The organism is Mycetocola sp. Y719 (assembly GCF_056713205.1).
The window spans coordinates 624315-647418 of record NZ_JBWYGY010000001.1; the positions used below are offsets into that span (position 1 = coordinate 624315).

26 protein-coding genes, 1 tRNA gene and 1 pseudogene are annotated in these 23104 nt (G+C 66.2%); 8 read left to right on the forward strand and 20 right to left on the reverse strand.

Annotation, left to right across the window (positions count from 1 at the left end; translation table 11 throughout):
• The first annotated feature begins 15 nt into the window (after positions 1-15).
• Positions 16-1062: an App1 family protein gene (locus tag AC1M0F_RS02835; protein ID WP_480236684.1), complete on the forward strand. Its 1047-nt coding sequence runs from the start codon at positions 16-18 to the stop codon at positions 1060-1062.
• On the opposite strand, the gene AC1M0F_RS02840 is transcribed toward AC1M0F_RS02835, so the two are convergent.
• Positions 1059-1760, reverse strand: coding sequence for an SOS response-associated peptidase (locus AC1M0F_RS02840; protein WP_480236685.1), 702 nt, complete (start codon positions 1758-1760; stop codon positions 1059-1061). The two genes, AC1M0F_RS02835 and AC1M0F_RS02840, sit on opposite strands and share 4 nt — an antisense overlap.
• Positions 1761-1862: 102 nt before the next feature.
• On the opposite strand from AC1M0F_RS02840, the gene AC1M0F_RS02845 reads away from it, so the two are divergent.
• Both AC1M0F_RS02845 and AC1M0F_RS02850 read left to right on the forward strand, forming a co-directional pair.
• Positions 1863-2990 (forward strand): winged helix DNA-binding domain-containing protein, encoded by a 1128-nt coding sequence (locus AC1M0F_RS02845; RefSeq protein WP_480236686.1) that lies wholly within the window; start codon positions 1863-1865, stop codon positions 2988-2990.
• A gap of 10 nt (positions 2991-3000) precedes the next feature.
• Positions 3001-4056 (forward strand): FUSC family protein, encoded by a 1056-nt coding sequence (locus tag AC1M0F_RS02850; RefSeq protein WP_480236687.1) that lies wholly within the window; start codon positions 3001-3003, stop codon positions 4054-4056.
• 37 nt (positions 4057-4093) lie between these two features.
• Here AC1M0F_RS02850 and AC1M0F_RS02855 read toward each other — a convergent pair whose 3' ends face one another.
• The 3 genes from AC1M0F_RS02855 to AC1M0F_RS02865 form a co-directional block, all read right to left on the reverse strand.
• Positions 4094-4657, reverse strand: coding sequence for a YceI family protein (locus AC1M0F_RS02855; protein WP_480236688.1), 564 nt, complete (start codon positions 4655-4657; stop codon positions 4094-4096).
• Between the two features lie 115 nt (positions 4658-4772).
• Entirely contained in the window at positions 4773-5969 is a 1197-nt protein-coding gene (locus AC1M0F_RS02860) for a glycoside hydrolase family 3 N-terminal domain-containing protein (protein ID WP_480236689.1), read from the reverse strand.
• Between the two features lie 28 nt (positions 5970-5997).
• Positions 5998-7035, reverse strand: coding sequence for a zinc-binding dehydrogenase (locus AC1M0F_RS02865; protein ID WP_480236690.1), 1038 nt, complete (start codon positions 7033-7035; stop codon positions 5998-6000).
• A gap of 102 nt (positions 7036-7137) precedes the next feature.
• Between AC1M0F_RS02865 and AC1M0F_RS02870 the strand changes: the two genes are divergently transcribed.
• Positions 7138-7866 carry a trimeric intracellular cation channel family protein gene (locus AC1M0F_RS02870; RefSeq protein ID WP_480236691.1) on the forward strand — a complete coding sequence of 243 codons (729 nt, stop codon included), beginning with the start codon at positions 7138-7140 and terminating at the stop codon, positions 7864-7866.
• 119 nt (positions 7867-7985) lie between these two features.
• A complete protein-coding gene (locus AC1M0F_RS02875; RefSeq protein WP_480236692.1) occupies positions 7986-8576 on the forward strand; it encodes an NADPH-dependent FMN reductase in 591 nt (196 codons plus the stop codon).
• A gap of 8 nt (positions 8577-8584) precedes the next feature.
• Here the strand turns inward: AC1M0F_RS02875 and AC1M0F_RS02880 are convergent, their stop codons facing one another.
• The 4 genes and pseudogenes from AC1M0F_RS02880 to AC1M0F_RS02895 form a co-directional block, all read right to left on the reverse strand.
• Positions 8585-8980 (reverse strand): YchJ family protein, encoded by a 396-nt coding sequence (locus AC1M0F_RS02880; protein ID WP_480236693.1) that lies wholly within the window; start codon positions 8978-8980, stop codon positions 8585-8587.
• A 146-nt stretch (positions 8981-9126) separates the two neighbouring features.
• Positions 9127-9393, reverse strand: a complete 267-nt coding sequence (locus AC1M0F_RS02885; protein ID WP_480237352.1) for an HNH endonuclease — start codon at positions 9391-9393, stop codon at positions 9127-9129.
• A pseudogene (locus tag AC1M0F_RS02890) lies at positions 9385-10364 on the reverse strand (DUF222 domain-containing protein); the annotation flags it as partial. The pseudogene AC1M0F_RS02890 and the gene AC1M0F_RS02885, both read right to left, overlap by 9 nt.
• Positions 10365-10704: 340 nt before the next feature.
• The gene (locus tag AC1M0F_RS02895) at positions 10705-10932 is read right to left on the reverse strand and encodes a hypothetical protein (protein WP_480236694.1); all 228 of its coding nucleotides are present in this window, start codon (positions 10930-10932) and stop codon (positions 10705-10707) included.
• A gap of 2 nt (positions 10933-10934) precedes the next feature.
• Between AC1M0F_RS02895 and AC1M0F_RS02900 the strand changes: the two genes are divergently transcribed.
• Positions 10935-11315 (forward strand): TetR/AcrR family transcriptional regulator C-terminal domain-containing protein, encoded by a 381-nt coding sequence (locus AC1M0F_RS02900; RefSeq protein WP_480236695.1) that lies wholly within the window; start codon positions 10935-10937, stop codon positions 11313-11315.
• A gap of 36 nt (positions 11316-11351) precedes the next feature.
• Here AC1M0F_RS02900 and AC1M0F_RS02905 read toward each other — a convergent pair.
• The 10 genes from AC1M0F_RS02905 to rplU all read right to left on the reverse strand — a co-directional run bounded on the left by AC1M0F_RS02905 (position 11352) and on the right by rplU (position 18311).
• A tRNA-Ala gene (locus tag AC1M0F_RS02905) sits at positions 11352-11427 on the reverse strand.
• Between the two features lie 94 nt (positions 11428-11521).
• Complete coding sequence (gene rsfS / locus AC1M0F_RS02910) at positions 11522-11899, reverse strand: ribosome silencing factor (protein ID WP_480236696.1); 378 nt, start codon at positions 11897-11899, stop codon at positions 11522-11524.
• Positions 11900-11921: 22 nt separating this feature from the next.
• Positions 11922-13079, reverse strand: a complete 1158-nt coding sequence (locus AC1M0F_RS02915) for a hypothetical protein (RefSeq protein ID WP_480236697.1) — start codon at positions 13077-13079, stop codon at positions 11922-11924.
• Positions 13076-13675 carry a nicotinate-nucleotide adenylyltransferase gene (gene nadD, locus AC1M0F_RS02920; RefSeq protein ID WP_480236698.1) on the reverse strand — a complete coding sequence of 200 codons (600 nt, stop codon included), beginning with the start codon at positions 13673-13675 and terminating at the stop codon, positions 13076-13078. The genes AC1M0F_RS02915 and nadD overlap by 4 nt, the downstream gene beginning before the upstream one ends.
• Positions 13676-13681: 6 nt before the next feature.
• Positions 13682-13885: a hypothetical protein gene (locus AC1M0F_RS02925; RefSeq protein WP_480236699.1), complete on the reverse strand. Its 204-nt coding sequence runs from the start codon at positions 13883-13885 to the stop codon at positions 13682-13684.
• Positions 13886-13937: 52 nt separating this feature from the next.
• Positions 13938-15236, reverse strand: a complete 1299-nt coding sequence (locus AC1M0F_RS02930; protein WP_480236700.1) for a glutamate-5-semialdehyde dehydrogenase — start codon at positions 15234-15236, stop codon at positions 13938-13940.
• 41 nt (positions 15237-15277) lie between these two features.
• Entirely contained in the window at positions 15278-16066 is a 789-nt protein-coding gene (proB, locus tag AC1M0F_RS02935) for a glutamate 5-kinase (RefSeq protein WP_480236701.1), read from the reverse strand.
• A 3-nt stretch (positions 16067-16069) separates the two neighbouring features.
• The gene (gene obgE, locus AC1M0F_RS02940) at positions 16070-17623 is read right to left on the reverse strand and encodes a GTPase ObgE (protein WP_480236702.1); all 1554 of its coding nucleotides are present in this window, start codon (positions 17621-17623) and stop codon (positions 16070-16072) included.
• A gap of 99 nt (positions 17624-17722) precedes the next feature.
• Positions 17723-17983 (reverse strand): 50S ribosomal protein L27, encoded by a 261-nt coding sequence (rpmA, locus tag AC1M0F_RS02945; RefSeq protein WP_121672712.1) that lies wholly within the window; start codon positions 17981-17983, stop codon positions 17723-17725.
• Between the two features lie 19 nt (positions 17984-18002).
• On the reverse strand, positions 18003-18311 hold the full coding sequence (gene rplU, locus AC1M0F_RS02950) for a 50S ribosomal protein L21 (protein WP_480236703.1): 309 nt from the start codon (positions 18309-18311) through the stop codon (positions 18003-18005).
• Between the two features lie 220 nt (positions 18312-18531).
• Between rplU and AC1M0F_RS02955 the strand changes: the two genes are divergently transcribed.
• Positions 18532-18804 carry a DUF4031 domain-containing protein gene (locus tag AC1M0F_RS02955; RefSeq protein WP_480236704.1) on the forward strand — a complete coding sequence of 91 codons (273 nt, stop codon included), beginning with the start codon at positions 18532-18534 and terminating at the stop codon, positions 18802-18804.
• A gap of 50 nt (positions 18805-18854) precedes the next feature.
• Here AC1M0F_RS02955 and AC1M0F_RS02960 read toward each other — a convergent pair whose 3' ends face one another.
• Positions 18855-21317 (reverse strand): Rne/Rng family ribonuclease, encoded by a 2463-nt coding sequence (locus tag AC1M0F_RS02960; RefSeq protein WP_480236705.1) that lies wholly within the window; start codon positions 21315-21317, stop codon positions 18855-18857.
• A gap of 338 nt (positions 21318-21655) precedes the next feature.
• Between AC1M0F_RS02960 and AC1M0F_RS02965 the strand changes: the two genes are divergently transcribed.
• Positions 21656-22255, forward strand: a complete 600-nt coding sequence (locus tag AC1M0F_RS02965) for a vitamin K epoxide reductase family protein (RefSeq protein WP_480236706.1) — start codon at positions 21656-21658, stop codon at positions 22253-22255.
• Between the two features lie 433 nt (positions 22256-22688).
• On the opposite strand, the gene ndk is transcribed toward AC1M0F_RS02965, so the two are convergent.
• On the reverse strand, positions 22689-23102 hold the full coding sequence (gene ndk / locus AC1M0F_RS02970; RefSeq protein ID WP_480236707.1) for a nucleoside-diphosphate kinase: 414 nt from the start codon (positions 23100-23102) through the stop codon (positions 22689-22691).
• Between the last annotated feature and the right edge of the window lie 2 nt (positions 23103-23104).

The window sequence follows — 23104 nt, forward strand, 5'->3', positions numbered from 1 at the left end:
TGGGAGACTGGCTGAATGCGAACACGCGAGCAGCCAGGACCCGGCGCGTCCAAGAAGACCCTCACTCTGCACCGGGCCGCCCGCATCGACGATGCGTTCCTCGACTGGCGGGCACGACGGGGCCGTAAGCGCGGTCTCACTGCCACGGTCATCCCGTACACCGGCTACGGATCCACCACACTGGTACGCGTGCTCGCCCGCGTGCTCCTGACCCGGCCGGACGCCACCCCGGCCGCCGCCCCCGTCCAGAGGGTCCGCGGCTGGCGCAGCTTCACGAGCATCCCCGTCGTCCACGCCGACGTGACGATCGTCGTCGGCGGCGAAACCCATGTCGTCCACGCTGATCGCGGCGGTGTCGTCGACGCCGAGATCAGCGTCGCGCTGACACCCGGCTGGCAGCAGATCACGCTGCAGAGCGAGAACTCCCGCCCCGTCGTCGCCAACATCTTCATCGCGGACCCGTCTGTGCGGCTCGGTGTCATCTCAGACATCGACGACACCGTCATGGTCACGGCACTCCCCCGCCCGCTCCTCGCCGCCTGGAACACTTTCGTCCTCGACGAGCACGCCAGGACACCGGTACCCGGCATGGCCGTGTTGCTCGAACGGCTGATGCAACGTCACGCAGGAGCGCCGATGATCTACCTCTCCACCGGTGCGTGGAACGTCGCGCCGACCCTCTCCCGGTTCCTCTCGCGGCACCTCTACCCGGCAGGAGCGCTGCTGCTGACGGACTGGGGCCCCACCCACGATCGCCTCTTCCGCAGCGGGCGTGAGCACAAGGCGGACAATCTCCGCCGACTGGCTGCCGAGTTCCCCGACGTTCGCTGGCTCCTCGTCGGGGATGACGGCCAACATGACGTGGAGATCTACGGCGAGTTCGCCGACGAATTCCCCGGGAGTGTAGCCGCCGTTGCGATCCGCCAGCTGTCTCCGGGCGAGGCTGTACTCGCCGGTGGTCGCTCCAAGGCCGAGGAGCACGGCCAGGAGACGGCCCCGTGGATCTACGCTCCTGACGGAGCGGGCCTCCTGGAACAGCTCGACAAGCTCGACCTCGTCTAACCGAGGTCGATCGAGTCGATCAGCTGTGGTCCGTTGTTCTTGACGCTGTTGACCGCCTTCGAAACCGGGTAATACCCGAAATCGTGCGCGACTTCGAACGACGTCGAGTCGAGCAGCTCGATGGCGCCATCCGGGGTCAGATCAGAGCCGAGCCAGGCATCGTAGGCATCCGGGGTCAGACAGGCGGGCATCCGATCGTGGACCTCCCCGGGTGCGACGTGCGCGTCACGCGTGATGATCGCCATCGACAACCGCCAGCGGTCGGGGTCATCGGGCGCCTTTGAGCGGTCGGCCCAGGCGCGGACGATGCCGGCCATGGCGATGTCCGTGCCCGCGTGGTGGATGAAGTACGGCTGTTTACCCGTCTCTGTCAGTTGCCACTCGTAGTAGCCGGCGGCGCTGACGATGCACCGCGACGAGGCGAATGCTCCTTTGAAGAGTCCGTTGGTGGCCACCGTCTCGATCCTCGCGTTGATGACCGGCTTGCCGCCGCCGAAGGTCGGAGAGCCGGGCGACACCATGCCCCATCGAACGGACTCGACCCGCCTGGCGCCGTGATGCTCACGGACGACGGGGACCTGATCGGTGGGCGCCACGTTCCATGATGGCGTCCATTCGGATGCCTCCCCGCCCGTCTCCGCCATGAATTCCCGGATGAGGTCGTCGGTTTCCTTGTCCATTGCAAATCGTCCGCACATGCTCTCATCCTGCCGCAGACCACCGACGCCGTCACCCGCCTCCCTGAACCGGGCGTCGGGACCGGGGTGTCTGATGTCGGTCGTTCGCGCCAGACTGGCACCATGGCAGGAACACGCCCCATCGACATCGCACGTCTCCGGCTCGTCGCGCAGGAGGTACACAAGCCCACCGCCGACGGACCGCTCGGTGCCGTCAGCCATCTCACCGCGATGCAGGGCCAGGACCTCCTGGGCGTGCTGTGGTCGATCGGCCTGCGGACGCCGGCGGCGACCGAAGCCGATGTGCGGTCGGCGTTCGATCGGCGGGAGCTCGTGCGCAGCTGGCCGATGCGGGGCACCCTTCACGTGTCGACTCCAGACGATCTGAGGCTGATCCTGCCGTTGTCCCGCCATCGGCTCGAGACCACGTTCGCCACCCGGCGCAGAGACCTGGGAATCGACGCACGGGACGTCGTCGATGCGACCGATGCCGCGCTCGCGAACCTGCCGGGCCGCCCGATGGTGCGGAAGGAGCTCTTCGCAGCTTTCGAATCAGCGGGCCAGTCGACGTCCGGCCAGCGCGGAGCACATCTGATCGGCGCAATCGCCCATGCCGGCCTGATCTGCCTGGGGCCGTTCGTCGGCAGGGAGCAGGCGTTCGTTCTTCTCGACGAGTGGGCACCCGCCGGTCGTGAGATACCACCCAGAGACGACGCCCTCGATGAGGTCGCGTTGCGCTACTTCCTCGGGCACGGACCGGCCACCGTGGCCGACCTGGCCTGGTGGGCGAACCTCACGCTCACCGACGTCAGGGCGGCGATCGCGCGTGTCGAAGACCGGCTGGCCACACTCACGGTCGGAACGACGACGTATTACGCCTCTCCGGAGCTCGCAGGCCACGCCTCCACGGTGCCAGGTGCCCGTTCGGTGCACCTCCTGCCCGGGTTCGATGAGAACCTGCTCGGATACACCGACAGGTCTGCTGCACTCGCCGTCGCCCATTCGCCCCTCATCGTCCCCGGCAACAACGGCATGTTCAAGTCGACGATCGTCGTCGGAGGGCGTGTCGTCGGCACCTGGTCACGCGCTGAGAAACCGAAGTCGATCCAGCTCACCGCGCACCCGTTCGGCGAGCTCGGGAGCAGCGCACGCTCCGCGCTTTCAGGAGCCGCGCGTCGGTATGGCCGTTTCAAGGGCAAGGCCGCCGAGCTGGCCTTCGCACCAGTGGGCGAGGGCTCCCCCGCGCTGTAGCGTTGGAGACGTGAGAGGCCTCCGAGCGCTGCGACTGCCGTCGCGACTGCGCGCGCCGGCCAGGGGGCCTCTGCTCCAGGCGGTGAAGACATCCGTCGCCACCGTACTGGCCTGGTTCGTCGCCGTCCTCCTGCTGCCGACAGAACTGCCGGTCTTTGCCGCGATCGCCGCACTGCTCGTCGTCCAGCCCAGTGTCAACCAGTCCTTCGGCAAGGCCCTCGAACGCAGCATCGGCGTCATCGCCGGTGTGTTGATCGCGTCACTCATCGGGCTCGTCTTCAGCAACCAGACCTGGGTGATCCTCCTGACGGTCGTGATCGCGATCTTCGTCGCCTGGGCGTTCCAGCTCACCCCCGCCGCCGCTAATCAGGTGCCGATCAGCGCGATGCTCGTGCTCGTGCTCGGCGCGACCACGCCGGGCTACGCCCTCGACCGCATCATCGAGACGCTCATCGGTGCGACGCTCGGCATCATCGTCAATGTGCTCATCGTTCCTCCCGTCGTTCTCGCGCCCGCCGAAAGGGATGTCTCGCTCCTCGCCACGGAACTCGCGGCGAGTCTCGAGCGGCTGGCCGCCGCCCTGACCAGCAGGCAGACCAGGCAGCAGCTCGACGGGCTCATGATCGAAGTCAGGCTCCTGCGGCCGATGCGGGAGTCGGCGGAGGCATCCGTTCGCCTGGGCGAGGAGTCGCTGACCCTGAACCCCAGGCAGAGTGCGCATCGCACGCGGCTGACGGAGACCCACAGCCTGCTCAACCGGCTCTCGCCGATCGTGACGCGCACCATCGGCATGACCAGGGCACTTCACGACCGCTACGACGAATCCCTCCACGACGAGCCGTCGATCCACTCGATCGCTGTGGAACTCAACAGGGCCGCTCACGACCTGCGCCTCCTCGCCCGCCCCGCCGGCGAGGTACCGGCGGAGGCGCCGGTCAAGACGGCGGAGATTCCCATCCTCACGGCCCCGCTCACGATCGTCACCCCGCATCCGGAACACTGGCTCCTGATCGGCTCACTGATGGAGGATCTTCGCCGGATACACGACGAGATCGTCGGAGACTGAGGGTCTCCGACGATCTCGTGGGTTCTGCTGGTGAGGACTATTCGCCCGCGTGCACAGCCTGAAGCTCAAGCGTGATGGTGACCTTGTCGCCGAGCAGGACGCCGCCGGTCTCGAGGGCCGCGTTGTAGTTCAGCCCGAAGTCTTCGCGGTTGATCACGGTCTTGGCCGTGGCGCCGCCCTTGTAGTTGCCGTACGGGTCCTGGCCGAAGCCGCCGAACTCGAAGTCGAAGGTCGCGGGCCTGGTGATGCCCTTGATGGTCAGGTTGCCGTCGACCTTGAAGTCGTCGCCATCCTGGCGCGCTCCGGTCGAAACGAAGTCGATGGTCGGGTACGTCGCGGCGTCGAAGAAGTCGCCCGTGCGGAGGTGGCCATCGCGGTTCGGTTCGTTCGTGTTGATCGATGCGACCTCGGCGGATGCCGTGACGCTGGAGTCCAGCGGGTTCTCACCGGTCACGAAAGTGGCCGAGAACTTCTCGAACGTGCCCTTCACCTTGCTGATCATGATGTGGCGGATGCTGAAGCCGACTGCACTGTGGGTGGGGTCGATGGTCCAGGTTCCAGCCTTGTAGCCGGGGATGGAGGTCGCGGTCAGAGTCGTCATGTGGTGTGCTCCTTCAGGGGCAGGTCGGGGATCGGCGCGCTTGCGCCATGAATGATGCAAACGCATGCATTCCGGATCCTATTCCCCCGACGTGAACATGACGTTTCGCGACAGGTCAGCGAAGGGGTTCACCCAGCCTCGCGGTCTCGTTCCGCGCAACCAGGAGTTTCAGCGCGGCATCGTCGATCTGCTGTTCGGTGATCCGGCCCGCGTCGACGGCCGCGCCGATGTCGGCGACGAGGGCAGCCGGATCGACTCCGTCGACAGCCGGGGAGGAGCCCAGGACGAAGAGAAGCATCGTGGTGCCCGCAGCAAGCGCACGGATGGCGTTCTCCGACGGGTCCTGGTATTCGGCCAGACCGGTGTTGCGCAGCATGAGCATGTCATCGGTGATGGTGATGCCGTCGAAGCCAAGGGTGTCCTTGAGGATCTTGTGCCAGACCGGCGAGAGCGACGCGGGCTGGGGATCGACCGCGCTGTAGTCGAGGTGCCCGAACATGACGATGGGCGCCCCCGCCGCGATCCCCTTCTCGAACGGGATGGCATCCGCTGCCGCCCACTGCTCCAGGCTCATCGCCGTCGTGGGAACGCTCGTGTGGGAGTCCCCTGGCGCCGCGCCGTGGCCGGGGAAGTGTTTGAGGGTGGAGAGGACCGAGCGCTTCTCTCCCTCGACGGCCGCAGCGACTCGGTCTCCGGCGGCTTCGGGCGTCGTGCCGAGGGCCCGACGGTAGATGAATGAACCCGGATCGTCGGTGACGTCAGCGACGATTCCGAAGTTCACGGAGATCCCGGAGCGGGCCAGGAGTCGCGACCGCTGTCCGAAGGCGCGCTCGGTGTCCTCAACCGGTTGATCCTTGAGGGTCAGCGACGACGGCCACTCGTCCGAGCGGATCCGGCGGACGTCTCCGCCCTCCTGGTCGATGCCGATGAGCAGCGGGAATTCAGGATCTGCGCTCACTCCTGCGGCGAGGGCAGCGGTGTCGTCGACTCCGCCGCCGATGTTGTCGCCCATGAAGATCAGCCCGCCGGGCCGGTACGTGTCGACGAACGTTCGCAGCGCCGTGGCATCCGTTCCCGGCACGTGCAGCATGAGGAGACTCGCGATCTTCTCCTCCCTGGTCATCCCGTCGAACTTCACCTGGGCCGCCTCAGCGGCCCGGCTGGACGTCGGCGCCGGATCCGTCGAGGTCGGCGCAGGGCTCGGGGCGGGCCGGTCCTCCGGCGCCGTGCACCCGGTCAGCGCGACGGCCGAGAGGACGACGACGGCCGAGAGGCGCAGCAGTCGTCCACGAGTTCGTGCGGACCGGATCATCCTTCCAGCCTATGTCGCGGCGGACCGGTCAGGGGACGATGAGGGTCACCCCAGGGGCGTTGCGTGCGTTCGCGAGGTCGATCATCGCCGCAGGTGCTTCGTCCAGGGTGATGCGCCTGGTGATGAGCTCTTCTGGCCGGAGCCGCCCTGACGCGATGATGTCGAGCATGGCCGGGTAGTGCTGGGCAGCCATCCCGTGACTGCCGAGGACGGTCAGCTCGCCGGCGATGATCTCGCTCATCGGTACCCGGGGATCCTGGGCGAGCAGGCCGATCTGGACGTGCCGTCCACGTCGGGCGAGCGAGCGGACTGCGACCGCGATCGTGCTCTCCCTGCCGAGCGCTTCGACGGAGACATCCGCTCCCCCTCCGGTCAGTTCACGGACCGTCGCGACGACCTCGTCATCAGACAGACCGCTCGAGTCGATGACGTGTTCCGCGCCGGATGCCGTCGCCAGCGCAAGCGCGTCCGGTGCGATGTCGACGCCGATCACCCTGGCGCCAACGGCGGCACCGATCATGACAGCGCTCAGCCCGACGCCACCGCAACCGACGACGACGACCCATTCGTCCTGCTGCACCTTCGCCTGGCCGACGAGTCCCCGGAAGGACGTCGCGAACCGGCACCCCAGGATCGCCGCAGCGCCGGGGTCGAGTGTGTCGGGGATCGGGATGACGTTCACCTCGGCGTCGCGGATGGCGACGAACTCGGCGAACGAACCCCAGTGGGTGAAGCCTGGCTGGGTCTGGTTGCGGCACACCTGCCCGTTCCCGCTCTCGCACTCCGGGCACCTTCCGCACGCACAGACGAACGGTACGGTCACCCGCTGTCCGATCCGCAGCTCGGTGACTCCGGCGCCCAGCTCAGCGATCCGGCCGACCAGTTCGTGGCCGGGCACGTGCGGCAGGGTGATACCGGAGTCGTGTCCGCCCCACGCGTGGACGTCACTCCGGCACAGTCCGGTTGCGAGCACCTGGATGAGGACACCGCCCTCACCGGCATCCGGTCGGGGCACGTCGACAACACGGGGAACAGAGCCGAAAGACTCGTACAGGACGGCACGCATCAGGCCAGTATCCCCCAGCACAGCGGCACCGTGGCTCCGATACGCTGGAGACCACGCGATCACCCGAGCTTCGCGACCGCGACGATTCCCCTGGGGACGGTGATGGACCAGACAGCAGAGACCTTCACCCAGGTCCTCCGGTTCGTCGATCTCGCCGGTGTGCTGGCGAACGCCATCCTCGGCGGCATCGCGGCCCGCTCCGCTCGGCTCGACATCGTCGGATTCGTGATCCTCGCGGTGATGAGCGGGCTCGGTGGCGGCATCATCCGTGACACCCTGCTGCAACAGGGCACGCCTGTTGCCCTCACAGACCCTGCGTACCTGGCGATCGCCATCGCCGGAGCCGTGATCGCGTTCTTCGTCCCGTTCCGCGGCCGGTGGTCCCAGCGCTCGCTGATCCTGCTCGACGCCCTTGCCATCGGTTGCTGGGCGGCAACGGGCGCACAGAAGTCGCTCGACGCTGACCTGGGCTGGCTCGCAGCGATCGCGATGGGCATCGTGACCGCTGTCGGTGGCGGAGCCGTTCGCGATGTCATGCTGCTGCGGATTCCCCGGATCTTCGGCGGAAACACCCTGTACGCCACGAGCGCACTGGTATCCAGCGTGGAGATGGTGGTCTTGAGTTCACTGGGCATGCCGACGCTCGGTTCGGCCGTCGCGCTCGGGAGCGGCGCGCTGCTGTCATTGCTTGCGCGCCGGTACGGCTGGACTCTCCCCACCGAGATACGCATCCCACGCCCCCGCCTGCTCATCGACGCGCGCAGGCGTTTCAACCGGAGGAGAACGGATGCCGCAGACCCCGATCCTGCGGAGCCCGACGCGTCGAGCTGACGGGCGGCATCCGCTTTCACCCCATTTCCTCGACAGCGCTGTGACCGAGTCGTAGCGTTTATCGTGTCGCGACCTGGAGCCGCATCGGCCCAGGCGCTGACTCTGAGGAAAGGATGACGATGACCACCATCCACGAGCACGAACCTCCGTACACTGTCGGCTATTTCATCGGCAGTCTCGCGAAGGCGTCGATCAACCGGCAACTCGCGGGTGCGCTGGTGAAGCTCGCTCCCGATGACCTCATCCTGAGCGAGATCCCGATTCGCGACCTGCCGTTGTACAGCTACGACTACGACGCCGACTACCCACCCGTCGCGCGCGAGTTCAAAGAAGCCATCGCCTCGGTGGACGCCGTCATGTTCATCACTCCCGAGTACAACCGTTCGATCCCCGGAGCCCTGAAGAACGCCATCGACTGGGCCAGCAGGCCGTACGGCGAGAACTCGTTCACTCGCAAACCGTCAGCTGTGATCGGCGCATCGGTCGGTGCGATCGGAACCGCCGTCGCCCAGCAGAGCCTTCGAAGCGTGCTGAGCTTCTGCAATTCGCCCCAGATGAACGCGCCGGAGGCCTACATCCAGATCACGCCGGGTCTCATCGCCGAGGACGGCACGGTCACGAATGAGGGAACGGAAGAGTTCCTGCGGGATTGGATGATGGAGTTCCGCACATTCATCACGCGCGTGCTCACGGTCATCCCTCGCAGCTGACCTTCCGCTCACCGCGCGTCGAGATAGCGCCAGTTCCGACCCTCGCGGACGAATCGGCTGACTTCGTGCTGCTCTCCGCGCCCATCCGGGGATCGGAAGAACGCACGGAACTCGACGATGCCGTCCTCGTCGAGGAGGCCGCCGCGTCGCGTCGAGACGATGTCGAGGCAATACCAGCGCACGTCAGGGTCGGGCTCGACCATCTCCGGACGGGTTCGTGGATGCCATGACGACAGCAGGTAGGCCTCATCGCCGACGACGTAGGCCGAGTAACGGGACCGCATAAGCCTCTCGGCCGTCGGTGCACTCGAGTCTCCGTGATGGAAGGGGCCGCAGCAGTTGCCGTACGTCTCCCCGCTCAGGCAGGGGCAGCGGTCGGAGTCATCGAGGACGGCAAACGGCATGCTGCAATTATGGTGCCGGTCGCCTCTCGCTGGAGCACCACCGGCTGCTCGTGGGTCAACCGGCTGAGAAACCGGCGAGGCGTCTCGAGACCTGATGACCGTTCACCACGGGCTGGGCGTTCAGGGGTGGAGGTAGGGTTTGCGGGTCATCCAGGCTGATGGGACGGTGACCGGTTGCCGTCCACGACGGTCATGGTCCATTCGCAGGCGTGCATCATCCGGTGGTGGAACCAGCACAGAATCACCCCGTTCTCGACGACCGTTTTCCCGCCTTCCGACCAGGGGATGATGTGGTGCACTTCACAGCCGGTGGCGGGGATGTCGCATTCGTGGCAGGTGGGTCCGTCACGGGCGATGATCGTGAGTTTCTGCGTCCGGGTGAAGGTGCGTTGGGGGCTGGCCAACCCGGCCACCCCACCACCCGGGTCGAGGAACACCGGTTGGACAGTGCCGTCGCAGAGGATCTGCTCCACCGCCGAGTACGGGACCGGGTCGCTGACCCCGACAACCTGTCCTGTACCGGACTGCTCAGCCACCGTGTCCGCTGTGACGGTGACCAGTACCGTCGGTGCCGCACCGGAGATCGTGGGCATCTCGCCGGAGCGGGCGAGGGAATCGATCATCGCGGCGAACACGTCCGCGCGTTGCTGCCCCGGTGTTCGTGGGTCCTTCCGTGATTCCCGGTCGGCGTGTTCCGCATCGGTGAGGAATTGGGGTGCCGACCGGGGGTGAGGATCGCGTCGAACAGCGCATTCAGTTTCGCGGCGACATCCACGGTCAGTCTCCCGCCGAACGGCACCACACCGTGCTGGGCGGTGCGGGACACCCAGAGGTCCCGGTGCTGGAACGCCGCCTCGGCGCGGGGCTCGATACCGTCCGGGTCGAGGCCGTCCCGCCAGAGCCTCGCCTGAGCGGCGATCAAATCCGTTGGCACCGCCAACCCGCCCGGCATTGCAGCGCCGGTCGCCTGCCCCACCAACGCGGCCTCCGCGGCGACCAGATCCTCGACCTGGGCCCGCGGAGCCGCCTCCTCCAACGCTTTCGTGATCACCTCAGCGGTCTCCGCCCCGATCAACCCCGCCGAAAGCGCAGCACCCACGGTGGGGAACAGCGCCGGCAACACCATCCCGGTGTCGGACACCCGTTGCCCGGTCAAAGCGCCGACCTTCACGAACCGGTTCGCGGTGCGGGAAGACAACCCGGTGACCTGCTCCACCAGTTGCGACGGCCGGGCGAACCCATGCCGGGCAGCCAAACCGGCCGCACCACGGGCCTTCTCGGACCTGATCGCGACCTCGTTACTGCCGGCCGCCAGCACCGCTTCCGCCCGCCGCGACAGCCGGGCGACATCGGAGATCAACGTCAGCAGCTCGTCGCCGGTCACCCGGCCCAATGTATTCAGATCAGTGTCGAGAACAGACGCCGGCAGTCCTCAGCACAGCCCACATCGCCGGGCCGGGTATCGGTCGGAAATATGCCGGTGATCGGGGTGTTCATACGACCAGTGAACACCCCACCACCGACATTCCCACCCCCAGAACCCGCCCACAACCGCCCCTGTGGACAACACATCCGAAAGAGCTTCTTGTGGAGGATTCAACGACCGGATCGGCGGTATTTTCCCCGGCCGTCGCACGTGGATGAGCCGGTTACAGGGGCATTGGAAACGCGAACGGAGAGGCCGCGAGCCCGTCACCCGGGACCGTGCCGTCCGCGTCGCCGTCTCACTGGCCGACGCCGGCGGCATCCCGTCGCTCTGCATGCGCAAGCTGGCCGGCGAGCTCGGGATCGAGGCGATGTCGCTGTACTACCACGTCGCCGGCAAGGAAGACCTCCTCGTCGGCATGGTCGAGAGCGTTGTCGATGAAATGGCTGTGCCGACCGACGGCGAGCCCTGGCGGGACGCCCTCCGCAGGAGGGCCGACTCCGCGCGCTCCGTCCTCGCGAGGCATCCGTGGGCGATCAGCCAGATGGATGCCCGAACGACCCAATCGACGCGCGCCCGCACGACGCCATCATCGGATGCCTGCTCGGCGCAGGGTTCTCGATGGCGCTGGCCGCTCATGCGATGTCCCTCGTCGACAGGTACGTGCACGGGTTCGCCCAGCAGGAGGCGTCGCTCCCGACTGACGACGCCGGTGACATCAGCGTGGCCACCGAGGCCATCCTCGAACAGACACAGCGGATGCAGGCGTTCCCGAACCTCTCCCGGATGGGCAGGGAACTGGTCATGCAGCCGGGCTACGCCTACGGCAAGGAGTTCGAGTTCGGCATCGAACTGATCCTCGACGGACTGCAGGCCGCCCTCGAGCGCGAGGGCGCGTCCCGAAAATGAGAAATCCCTCCCGAACGCCTGTTCAGGAGGGATTTTTGGTGGATCTGAGGGGATTCGAACCCCTGACCCCCTGCATGCCATGCAGGTGCGCTACCAGCTGCGCCACAGACCCATTCGGTTGCTCTGATCTCTCGGAGCAACCTGATTAGATTACTACAAAATTCGCCCGGTCACGAATCGGCACTGCCGATCGGCGAGCCGTGTCGCTATTCCGCTACGGCAGGCGCTGCGACTGCGATCGGGACGACGGGGCAGTCCTTCCAGAGGCGTTCGAGCGAGTAGTACAGGCGCTCTTCCTCGTGGAAGACATGCACGACGAGGTCACCGAAATCGAGGAGGATCCAGCGGCCTTCGGAACGTCCTTCACGGCGGAGGGTCTTGTGTCCGGCCTCGTTGAGCTTGTCTTCGATCTCACCGGCGACGGCGACGACGTTGCGCTCGCTCCGGCCTGTGGCGATGAGGAAGATGTCGACGAAGGGCAGTGGCCCTGACACGTCGAGGGCGACGAGATCTTCTGCGCTCTTGTCCAGGGCTGCTGATGCAGCGATGTTGAGCTGCTCGATGGTTGATTCGCGTGCTGTCACGTGATGGATACCTTTCCGTTGATTATCGCGACTGGAATGCGCCGGCCGCGATACCGACGATGATGACAGCCAGCACTGCGACGGCGAGGACGCCGGCGGTGATGGCCAGGATGAGGAGCAGCCTGTTGCTGCGCGCTGGAGCCGGAGGCGTGATGACGTCACGCGTCGCGGTGTGGGTACTGACCGCCTTGCTGGCCGAAACCGGGGTTCCGGCGGTGGCAGGGCGAGCCTCGTCTTCGGCGTCGAACATCGCATCGATGTCGCTCTTGTCGAAGTGGTCGGGATGACCGCCGTTGGATCCCATCCCCGACGGCAGATCGATGGAACCGGTCACGACGACGTTCCCGTTCGCCGAGAGCGGGCCGGTCAACGGGTGCGAGTTGGGCATGATCGGGAGGATGATCGAGCTCGTGCTGACGCCGCTTCCGGCCTCCTCGAGCCCGCGTGCGATGATCTGGTCGAACGGTTCGTCCGTGCGCGGCGCTGCCGTCTCGGCCGGAGCGACACCGTCGAGAACGCCCTGTCCGAAGTTGCTGGCCAGCTGGGGCGCGTCTTCGTCCTTCTTCGACGCCTGCGCTGTCACCGCGGGGCCGAAGGCGGATTCGGGGTGAGGGGCGAGAATGAGGTCGATCGGTTCCTGTGCCGGGCCGTGGTCGTCGCCCGGAACGACCTCCGCGTCGACGATCTCAGGTTCCGCGACGGCTTTCTGCGCCGACGACGGTACGAACGAAGGCATTCGGCTGACAGACGTCGTCTGGCCGCCGTTCTTTCTGCCCTGTCGTGGGGTCGCAGGCTGGGTCGCCTCGGTGATTCCTGTGTCGACCTCAGGCGCCTGCTCGACGGTCTCGTTCACGGCCGGTTCCGCCGCGGCATCCGAATCAGGGCTTTCCGGGGTGATGACGCCGACGGATGCCGTTCGCACGCGCTCGAGGTCTCGCGCCTGGCGGCGCGTGAGCGGCCTGCCCTCTGCCTCGGCTTCTTCGAGCGCGGCGACCTCGCCGGTCGACAAGCCCGGTTCCGGCGGTGCCGGATTGACCTCAGGAATGTCTCCCCCGGCGACCGGGGACGTCGTCGACACACGCCTGGAGCGCGTCTCGGTGGGTGCACTGGGCTCGGTCGTTCGCTGCTGCTCACGCAGCTGGCGACGAGAGAGCGGTTGCTCGTCGGGCAGCGGGGTCATGCATTACTCCGATATAGGTGGTGTTTGGTGATGTACTGAACGACACCGTCGGGAACCAAATACCAGACCGGGAATCCCCGGCTCACCCGGCTCCGACAGTCTGTGGACGAAATCGCCAGGGCCGGAACTTCCAACAAGCTTACGTCCTGCTTCGGCAATCCTGAAACGCTCAAGGCGTGTCCCGGACGACTCACAGCCACGAAATGGGCGAGGGACCAGAGCTCCTCGACGTCTTTCCAGCTGAGGATCTGTTCGATGGCGTCCGCACCGGTGATGAAGAAGAGCTCGGCGTCCGGCCTCGCCTGGTGCAGGTCGCGCAGCGTGTCGATCGTATATGTCGTGCCCTGCCGGTCGACGTCGACCCTGCTGACGGTGAACCTGGGGTTCGATGCCGTGGCGATGACGGTCATCAGGTAACGGTGTTCTGCCGAGGTCACGACGTTCTTGTGCCAGGGCTGGCCGGTGGGCACGAAGAGGACCTCGTCGAGGTCGAACGACTGCGCCACTTCGCTGGCTGCCACGAGGTGGCCGTGGTGGATGGGATCGAAGGTACCGCCCATCACTCCCACCCGAGGTGGGCGCGGCAGATCTGCCATTGGGGGCTAGTGGCCGGTTCCCCGGGTGGAGCCGGTACGCTCGCGCGCGGCAACACGGCCGCCGTGGCGATTCGCGACATCACGGTAGCTGAAGGTCGCCACGCCCAGGAACAGGAAGACGATGAGCGCGATCACACCGAACATCCAGGCGGGCATCGGCAGTTCCGCGTGCTGCGTCGCTTCGGCGATCAGGATTGTCGCAAACGACATGTGTACTCCATTCGGTTCTCTGCGCTCGTCGGCGCCATGACAAGTCTACCGACTATGCACGTACCTGGCCTGTACCCCGAACGGTCCACTTCGTACTTGTCAGCTCGGAAACACCCATCGGACCCCGCGCATGCAGTTTCTGCGTCGAGATCCCGACCTCAGCACCAAACCCGAACTCGCCCCCGTCGGTGAACCGCGTGGACGCGTTCACCATCACGACGGCTGAATCGACCTCGGCCAGGAACCGCTCGGCTGTTGCGACGTCCTCGGTGATGATCGACTCGGTGTGCCCGGTGGAATACCGGCGGATGTGGTCGAGGGCGTCGTCGAGTCCGTCGACGACACGTACCGAGATGTCGAGGCTCATGTGCTCGGTCGACCAGTCGTCGTCCGTCGCGGGGACGGTCCCTGCGACGAGACCGGCTACCGTGTCGTCGGCGTGGATCGTGACACCGGATGCCGCGAGCCGGCTGAGCACGGACGGCAGCAGCCGTTCGGCGGCGGCGCGGTGCACGAGCACGGTCTCGACCGCGTTGCAGACGCTGGGGCGTTGCACCTTCGCGTTGTGGACGATTTCGGTGGCCCAGTCGAGTCTGGCGGATTCGTCCAGGTAGATGTGGACGACGCCTGCGCCGGTCTCGATCACGGGAACCTTCGACTCGGTGACGACGGCCTGGATGAGGGATGCACTCCCACGTGGCACGAGCACGTCGACGAGACCGCGAGCCTGCATGAGCTGTGTCGCACCTTCTCGCCCGAAATCATCCACGGTCTGTACGGCGTCGGCAGGCAGTCCGACGGCCTCGAGTGCGTCGCGGATGACCGCGATGAGCTCACGGTTGGTGTTCTCTGCCGCCGTACCGCCGCGGAGGACGACGGAGTTGCCGCTCTTCAGCGCGAGTGCTGCAATGTCGATGGTGACGTTCGGCCGGGCTTCGTAGATCGCACCGACGACACCGAACGGAACCCGTACCTGGTCGATCTTGACGCCGTTGGGGAGCTTCGACCCCCGGACAGTCTGCCCGATCGGGTCGGTCAGGGCGGCGATCTCCCGCACAGCGGCGGCCAGCGCCGCCACTCTGGCTTCGTCGAGGCGCAGTCGGTCGAGCAGTCCGGGTGCGAGTCCTGACTGCTGGCCGTTCTCCAGGTCGACGGCGTTCGCGGCGAGAACGCGCCCTGTTGCGGCGACGACGCCGACGGCGAGTGCTTCGAGCGCGGCGTTCTTGAGGTCGCCGTTCGCTGTCGCCAGGGCTCGGGACGCAAGCCGTGCGCGTTCCAGCCGCGCCCGGACGCCCGCGGCGACGTCGCCAGGGGTGGTCGAGGCGGGCGATGACGGCAGAGTTGTGGTCATGCCTTCGATTTTAGCCAGCGCCGCGCGCGAAGCGTGACCGGTCAGCCTCGAGGGGTGGGCTCGAACCAGGTTCCGATGTCGTCGCCGTTGAGGGCGCGGGCGACCAGGCCTGTCGACGTGATCAGCACACCGGCTCCCGCTTCGGCGGCGAGCCGCGCAGCAGACACCTTGGTCGACGCTCCCCCGGTGCCGACCCCTGCAGCGCCGATGTCGCCGAAGGTGACCTGACTGAGGGCGTCACCGGCGGCGACCGTCGGGATCAGTTCGGCCCCGGGTTCGGACGGGGGTTTCGTGTACAGGGCGTCGACGTCGCTCAGCAACACAAGAGCATCGGCGCCGACGAGGACCGAGACGAGCGCGGCGAGCCTGTCGTTGTCGCCGAAGCGGATCTCATGCGTCGCCACCGTGTCGTTCTCATTGACGATGGGGAGGATGCGCAGGGCGAGAAGACGTTCCATCGCACGCTGCGCGTTGCTCCTGTGCGCGTCGATCTCGAGGTCACCGGCCGTGAGGAGCACCTGCCCGGCGACGATGTCGAACCGGTCGAGGCTGTCCTGGTAGCGGTAGATCAGCACGTTCTGCCCCACCGCCGCAGCGGCCTGCTGCGTGGCGAGGTCGACCGGCCGTGAGGTCAGCTGAAGATACGGCATCCCGATCGCGATCGCACCGGATGACACGAGGATGATCTCGGTGCCACGCCCATGCGCCTCGGCGAGAGCGTCGACGAGGTGGGTGATCTGACCGGCGTTCTTCCCGCTGATCGACGACGAACCCACCTTGACGACGACACGACGTGCTGAACGGATGCCGTCACGACCGGTGAGCGCCATGTCCTACTTTTCCTCGTCAGCGCCTGCTGCTGCTGCGGCCTGCTCGTCTGCCTCGTACTGGTCCCGCCACAGCCCGGCTTCGCGCTCGCGGACAAGCTCGGCCCTGGCTTCGGTCTTCGCATCCATGCGCTCGAAGTACTCTTCGCGGCGCTGGTTGCGCGTGGGACGGTTGTTGGCGTCGAGCCTGGCGTCCAGACCACGCGGTGTGGTGATGAGCTCCGCAGACGACGTGAGAGTCGGCTCCCAGTCGAAGACGACGCCGTTGTCCCGGCCGATGATGACCGTCGAACCGCCGACGGCGCCCGCCTTGAACAGGCCGTCCTCGACGCCGAGCTTCGCGAGCCGGTCGGCGAGGAAGCCGATGGCTTCTTCGTTGGTGAAGTCGGTCTGCTGAACCCAGCGCTCCGGCTTGGCACCGAGCACGCGGTAGATGTTGCCGTAGCTTCCACCCTCGACGAGGACGGTGAACTTCGACTCGTCGACGGCCTTCGGGCGAATGACGATGCGCGGACGCTCGGCGGCTTCGACGCGGCGCGCCTCACGCTCGGTGGCGACGAGGTCGCCGAGGGCGTAGGAGAGCTGGCGGAGGCCTTCGTGGCTCACAGTGGAGATCTCGAAGACGCGGTACCCGCGCGCCTCGAGGTCTGGTTTCACGAGCTCAGCGAGCTCACGTCCCTCAGGGACGTCGATCTTGTTGAGAGCGACGAACTGCGGCCGATCGAGCAGGGGCAACTGGCCCTCGGGGACCGGGTAAGCGCCGAGCTCGCCGAGGATGATGTCGAGGTCGGTGAGCGGATCGCGACCGGACTCGAGGGTTGCACAGTCCAGGACGTGGACGAGGGCGGAGCAGCGCTCGACGTGGCGGAGGAACTCGAGGCCGAGTCCCTTGCCTTCGCTTGCGCCTTCGATCAGGCCGGGAACGTCGGCGACGGTGTACCGGTTGTCGCCGGCCTGGACCACGCCGAGGTTCGGGTGGAGGGTCGTGAACGGGTAGTCGGCGATCTTCGGCTTCGCGGCGGACATCGCGGCGATGAGGCTGGACTTTCCTGCGGACGGGTAGCCCACGAGAGCGACGTCTGCCACGACCTTGAGTTCGAGGGTGACATCACCCTCCCAGCCGAGCGTTCCGAGAAGCGCGAACCCGGGCGCCTTGCGCTTCGTGGTGGACAGCGCGGCGTTGCCGAGTCCGCCCTGCCCGGCCTGGCCGACGACGTACCTGACGCCAGGTTCGGTGAAGTCGATGAGTTCGTTGCCGTCGGCATCCTTGACGACGGTCCCGACGGGGACGGGGAGTTCGAGCTCTTCACCGGTCGTACCGCTGCGGTGGTCGCCCATTCCCGGGCCGCCGTTCTGCGAGCTGCGGTGCGGCGAACGGTGGTAGTTGAGGAGCGTGGTGACCTGAGCGTCGGAGACGAGGACGATGTCGCCACCGTTGCCTCCATTGCCGCCATCAGGACCGGCCAGCGGCTTGAACTTCTCTCGACGAACAGACACACATCCGTTACCGCCGTTTCCAGCACGCAGGTGCAGTGTCACCTGATCGACGAATGTGGCCACGAGAGCCCTCCAAATACCTTGTACTTCACGAAAATCGCTGCTTGATAAAAAACTCAGGGGCGAGCCGAAGCTCGCCCCTGAGATGAAACCAACGGATGCCTATTCGGCAGCTGCCGTCACAATGTTGATGACCTTGCGGCCGCCCTTGGCGCCGAACTCGACCGAACCGGCCGAGAGAGCGAACAGGGTGTCGTCGCCGCCGCGTCCGACGTTGACGCCGGGGTGGAAGTGCGTGCCGCGCTGACGGACGATGATCTCGCCCGCAGAGACAACCTGACCACCGAAGCGCTTCACGCCGAGGCGCTGTGCGTTCGAGTCGCGACCGTTGCGAGTGGAACTCGCGCCCTTTTTGTGTGCCATGTCTGTTCTCCCTCAGGCTCTACTTGATGCCGGTGATCTTGACGCGGGTGAGCTCCTGGCGGTGCCCCTGACGCTTCTTGTAACCGGTCTTGTTCTTGAACTTCTGGATGTGGATCTTGGGGCCGCGCAGGTTCTCGATGAACTCGGCGGTGACCTTGACCTTCGCAAGCTTCTCGGCGTCGGTGGTGATGTTGTCACCGTCGACGAGCAGGACGGCAGCCAGCTGGACCTTGCCGTCCTTGATGTTCTTGACCCGGTCCATCGTCACAATGGTGCCGACCTCAACCTTTTCCTGCCGACCACCGGCGCGCACTACTGCGTAAACCACTTCACGTACTCACTTCTCTGGGGAGCTCTCGCTCCGAGCTCAATCTGTCAAAGGAAAATTCACTGTGCGGTAGACCCCAGCGGGAAGGGAGGTCAAGCTGACAGAAAACCATGGGCAAAACGCGGGATAAGCCAACGTGCACCAACAGGCAACTTTACTTCATCCCACCCAATCCCACAAATGCAGCGGATGCCGTGTCGCGCCTTCCTAGAATTCTCCCATGACAGTCCTCATCGACCCGCCACGCTGGCCGGCCCACGACACTCTCTGGAGCCACCTGGTCAGCGACGCGTCGCTCGAGGAACTGCACGATTTCGCCGGTGCCAACGCGATCCCCGAGCGCGGCTTCGACCTCGACCACTACGACGTCCCTGCTTCTCGATACGACGCACTCGTCGCCGCAGGCGCTGTCCCTGTCGACGGCCATGAACTCGTTCGGCGCCTGATCCGGAGCGGACTTCGCGTCACGGCCAGGGAGCGACGGTCGTTGTGATGCAGAACGGCGGCCGCCCCGTCCAGGAGCGGCCGCCGTTCGTGTGAGTGCTACTCGCCCTGTGAGCGGTTCGCGTCCGCGTCGTACGCGACAGGAGTTCCGGTCAGCGCAGCCGTCGTCACACGACGGCGACGTGCCCGGCCCTTGCCTGGCTGCTTGGGCTCGGGGAGCGCGTCCAGCACCGAGCCGAGAAGGTCCTCGGCTGCGCGGGCGGTGACCCGCTGCTGCGGCTGTCGGGCCGGTTCGATCGGGATGTCCAGGATCGCGAGCGACGGGGCATCCGTCGGCTCGGTGCGCTCAGGAGTCTCCGTCTGCTGGTCGGCCGTTTGTGCCGGCTGCCCCTGCTGAGACTTCTGCGACCGGCGACGATCGTTGCGACGGTCGTTGCGCGACTCGTTCCTGTCGTTCCTGTCGTTGCGCGAATCGTTGCGTGAATCATTGCGGCGTTCGGCGGCGGGAGCGACCGGTGCCTCTGCGGCCACCTCGTCGTCGACGTGGTGAGCGATGGTCGACGCAGCGATCTTGGCCAGCGCGTTCTTCGCGTCATCCGTGATGGCGTGCGTGGGGACCTTCGGCGCGTTCGAGTTTCCGTTCGACCCATTTCCGTTCGACCCGGATGCGTTCCTGGAGTCTCCGCCGCCTGAGGCCTTGCCCCGGCGTTTGGTCTCCGGCTGCGGGCTCTGGCGGTGCTTCACGACCGGGTCGTGGTGGATCACGACGCCGCGACCTGCACAGACCTCACACGGCTCGCTGAAGGATTCGAGCAGGCCGAGGCCGAGCTTCTTCCTGGTCATCTGCACGAGACCGAGAGAGGTGACCTCTGCCACCTGGTGCTTGGTCCGGTCGCGGCTGAGGCACTCGATCAGGCGTCGAAGCACGAGGTCGCGGTTGGATTCGAGCACCATGTCGATGAAGTCGACGACGATGATCCCGCCGATGTCGCGCAACCGGAGCTGACGGACGATCTCTTCTGCGGACTCGAGGTTGTTCTTCGTGACGGTCTCTTCGAGGTTTCCGCCGGAACCGACGAACTTGCCGGTGTTGACGTCGACCACGGTCATGGCTTCTGTGCGGTCGATGACGAGGGAACCACCGGACGGCAGCCAGACCTTGCGGTCCAGCGCCTTCTCGATCTGCTCGGTGATGCGGTACTCGTCGAACGCGTCTCGCGTTCCCTCATACCGTTCGACCCGCTCGAGCAGGTCGGGGGCGACACTGCGGAGGTAGCTCTCGATGACTTCCTGGGCCTCGTCGCCTGCGATCAGCATCTTCTGGAAGTCTTCGTTGAAGACGTCACGGACGATCTTGATCAGCAGGTCGGGCTCGCTGTGCAGCAGTGCGGGCGCCTGGACGCTTTCCATCTGCTTGCTGATCTCGGCCCACTGGCTGATCAGGCGGTTCACGTCGAGCGTGAGCTGCTCTTCGGTCGCACCCTCAGCAGCGGTACGCACGATGACGCCGACGTTGTCCGGGAGGACTTCCTTGAGGATCTTCTTCAGGCGGGCACGCTCGGTGTCGGGAAGCTTGCGTGAGATCCCGTTCATCGAGCCGTTCGGCACGTAGACCAGGTAGCGGCCAGGAAGCGAGACCTGGCTCGTGAGGCGTGCACCCTTGTGGCCGATCGGGTCCTTGGTGACCTGGACGAGAACGCGGTCGCCCGGCTTGAGCGCCAGCTCGATGCGGCGGGGCTGGTTGCCGGTCTCGGCGGCATCCCAGTCGACCTCGCCTGAGTACAGCACGGCGTTACGGCCACGGCCGATGTCGACGAACGCGGCTTCCATGCTCGGGAGCACGTTCTGCACGCGACCGAGGTACACGTTGCCGATGAGCGAAGCTTCCTGGTTGCGGGCGACGTAGTGCTCGACGAGGACACCGTCTTCGAGTACGCCGATCTGGATGCGCCCGTTCTTGGAACGGACGACCATCTTGCGGTCGACGGACTCGCGTCGGGCGAGGAACTCGGCCTCGGTGACGACGGGACGGCGGCGGCCGGCATCGCGACCGTCACGGCGGCGCTGCTTTTTGGCCTCGAGCCGAGTCGAACCCTTGATCCGCTGCGGTTCTGTGATCAGTTCCGCTTCGCGCGGTTCGCGCGGCTGGCGTACCTTGACGACGGTGTTGGCCGGGTCGTTCTGGTTCGAGCGGCGGTCGTCGTTGGATCGGCGACGGGCACGACGGCGGACCGTCGAAGGCTCATCGTCTTCGTCGTCCTCGTCGTCTTCGTCGTCCTGTCGTGCGCGGGGCGGGAGCGGCTTGACGTCGGGGGCCTGGAAGAAGAGGGCCGTGGTCGGGGCGCCGGTGAAGACCGGGAGGGCCGGTTCGGCCGGGGTCTCTTCGGCGGCCTGCTCAGCGGCATCCGTGTCGTCAGCAGGCGTCGCATCCGAAGACGGCGCCTCAGTGGTATCGACGGCTTCTGCAGCCGTGTCTGGAGTGTCAGCACCGGTTCCGGTGGTCACCGGCTCCGTCTCGTCTGTCACCTGGTCATTGTTGCTGTCTGAATTTTTATTCACCATTTCTGGTGGACTCCTCATCCGGCGGGGCGACCGCGCCGCCCTTCCGGGAATTATCGAGCGGATGGCCGCTTCCGCGTGCCTCCCGCAAATCCTGTATGTGAGCGGCCGGCCCTCTGGCTCTAGCCCCACACCTTCTGTGTCGATCGTTCTGATCGACGAAACACTGTTTCCATCGAACACCGGTTCTGTGCCGTTTCGTTACGAGCACTGACCCGATAAGCCTTCTGTTGTACGAGCCCAGGGCGCGGCCCTGTCCTCGTCCTGCCATTATCGCACGGACCGGCCGTCGGGGCGCGACCACGCGCTCGACACGAACGGTGTCGTGCGATAATCCGAGGGTGAGCCCCCGTGAAATCGCACAACGCCCCGTGGGCCTCGGGATCTTCCTCATCGTCGCCGGCGTCATCGGCTGGATCGCCGCATTCGCGCTCACCATGGAGAAGTTCCACCTCCTCGAGTTCCCGGATGCGTCACTGTCGTGCGATTTCAGCGTGCTGGTGCAGTGCGGTGCGAACCTCGCCTCCTGGCAGGGTTCTGTCTTCGGGTTCCCCAACCCGATCCTCGGGCTCACCGGCTGGGTGGCGCCGATCGTCGTGGGGGCGGCGCTCCTCGCCGGCGCCCGGTTCGATCGCTGGTTCTGGCTCTTCTTCAACGCCGGAGTGGCGGCGGCGCTCGTGTTCGTGATCTGGCTGATCTCGCAGAGCATCTTCGTGCTCGGGACGCTCTGCCCGTGGTGCATGGTCACCTGGGCCGTGACGATTCCCGTGTTCTGGGCGGTGACGCTGCGGAACCTTGCCGCGGGGACTATCCCGGCTTCGCGGCGGATCCGGCGGGCCGCCAGCGCCCTCAACGGCTGGATCGTCATCCTCACGCTCGCCTGCTACGTCGTCGTCGCCGTTCTCGCGCAGCTACGGCTGGACGTGCTCGCGACCCTCTGACGCTGGCTCGCCGCGTGCGTGGGCCGCCGGCGGCATCCGAGTCGTTTCATCCGTCGCGTATGCAGACTTTCCACCCACGAAACCGACAAACGCGACGGATGAAACGGATGCAACCAGCCGGCCGCGCGGTTCATCCGTCGCATGTGCAGGGTTTTCGCACCCGAAGCCGACATTCGCGACGGATGAACCCTCGATGGCTTCTAGCCGATCGTTCGCTGCACGCAAAGTGCGGATTCGCGACCGCATGCCGTCCGTCCGTGACAACACGAACGGATGCCGCGACGCCGCATCCCCACCGCTTCATCCGTCGCGTATGCAGGGTTTTCGAGAACGAATCCGGCATACGCGACGGACGAACGGGGCCAGCCGGGCAGAAGACGCAAACGGCGGCACCCGGAAAACTCCGGATGCCGCCGTCGGAAAAGCGTGGACGCTACTTGAACCAGAGCGAGAGCTCGCGCGCCGCTGACTCGGGGCTGTCCGAGCCGTGCACGAGGTTCTGCTGGACCTTGAGGCCCCAGTCCCTGCCGAAGTCTCCGCGGATGGTCCCAGGGGCGGCCAGCGTCGGGTCTGTGGTGCCTGCGAGCACACGGAAGCCCTCGATGACACGGTTCCCAGCGACACGGATCGCGACGATCGGCCCGGAGAGCATGAACTCGACGAGGGGCTCGTAGAACGGCTTGCCCTCGTGCTCCGCGTAGTGCTCGGCAAGAACCGAACGATCGGGCTGGACGAGGCGGATGTCGACGAGCGAGTATCCCTTCGCCTCGATGCGCCGGAGGATTTCACCGGTGAGATTGCGTGCGACGCCGTCCGGCTTGATCAGGACGAGTGTTTCTTCAACCATGT

What these genes read in the sequence shown, in the direction of transcription:
- AC1M0F_RS02835 (WP_480236684.1), top strand. Translation starts at nt 16, where the DNA reads ATGCGAACACGCGAGCAGCCAGGACCCGGCGCGTCCAAGAAGACCCTC.
- AC1M0F_RS02840 (WP_480236685.1), bottom strand. Translation starts at nt 1,760, where the DNA reads ATGTGCGGACGATTTGCAATGGACAAGGAAACCGACGACCTCATCCGG.
- AC1M0F_RS02845 (WP_480236686.1), top strand. Translation starts at nt 1,863, where the DNA reads ATGGCAGGAACACGCCCCATCGACATCGCACGTCTCCGGCTCGTCGCG.
- AC1M0F_RS02855 (WP_480236688.1), bottom strand. Translation starts at nt 4,657, where the DNA reads ATGACGACTCTGACCGCGACCTCCATCCCCGGCTACAAGGCTGGAACC.
- AC1M0F_RS02860 (WP_480236689.1), bottom strand. Translation starts at nt 5,969, where the DNA reads ATGATCCGGTCCGCACGAACTCGTGGACGACTGCTGCGCCTCTCGGCC.
- AC1M0F_RS02865 (WP_480236690.1), bottom strand. Translation starts at nt 7,035, where the DNA reads ATGCGTGCCGTCCTGTACGAGTCTTTCGGCTCTGTTCCCCGTGTTGTC.
- AC1M0F_RS02870 (WP_480236691.1), top strand. Translation starts at nt 7,138, where the DNA reads ATGGACCAGACAGCAGAGACCTTCACCCAGGTCCTCCGGTTCGTCGAT.
- AC1M0F_RS02875 (WP_480236692.1), top strand. Translation starts at nt 7,986, where the DNA reads ATGACCACCATCCACGAGCACGAACCTCCGTACACTGTCGGCTATTTC.
- AC1M0F_RS02880 (WP_480236693.1), bottom strand. Translation starts at nt 8,980, where the DNA reads ATGCCGTTTGCCGTCCTCGATGACTCCGACCGCTGCCCCTGCCTGAGC.
- AC1M0F_RS02895 (WP_480236694.1), bottom strand. Translation starts at nt 10,932, where the DNA reads ATGCCTCGCGAGGACGGAGCGCGCGGAGTCGGCCCTCCTGCGGAGGGC.
- AC1M0F_RS02915 (WP_480236697.1), bottom strand. Translation starts at nt 13,079, where the DNA reads ATGACCCCGCTGCCCGACGAGCAACCGCTCTCTCGTCGCCAGCTGCGT.
- nadD (WP_480236698.1), bottom strand. Translation starts at nt 13,675, where the DNA reads ATGGCAGATCTGCCGCGCCCACCTCGGGTGGGAGTGATGGGCGGTACC.
- AC1M0F_RS02925 (WP_480236699.1), bottom strand. Translation starts at nt 13,885, where the DNA reads ATGTCGTTTGCGACAATCCTGATCGCCGAAGCGACGCAGCACGCGGAA.
- AC1M0F_RS02930 (WP_480236700.1), bottom strand. Translation starts at nt 15,236, where the DNA reads ATGACCACAACTCTGCCGTCATCGCCCGCCTCGACCACCCCTGGCGAC.
- proB (WP_480236701.1), bottom strand. Translation starts at nt 16,066, where the DNA reads ATGGCGCTCACCGGTCGTGACGGCATCCGTTCAGCACGTCGTGTCGTC.
- rpmA (WP_121672712.1), bottom strand. Translation starts at nt 17,983, where the DNA reads ATGGCACACAAAAAGGGCGCGAGTTCCACTCGCAACGGTCGCGACTCG.
- AC1M0F_RS02955 (WP_480236704.1), top strand. Translation starts at nt 18,532, where the DNA reads ATGACAGTCCTCATCGACCCGCCACGCTGGCCGGCCCACGACACTCTC.
- AC1M0F_RS02960 (WP_480236705.1), bottom strand. Translation starts at nt 21,317, where the DNA reads ATGGTGAATAAAAATTCAGACAGCAACAATGACCAGGTGACAGACGAG.
- ndk (WP_480236707.1), bottom strand. Translation starts at nt 23,102, where the DNA reads ATGGTTGAAGAAACACTCGTCCTGATCAAGCCGGACGGCGTCGCACGC.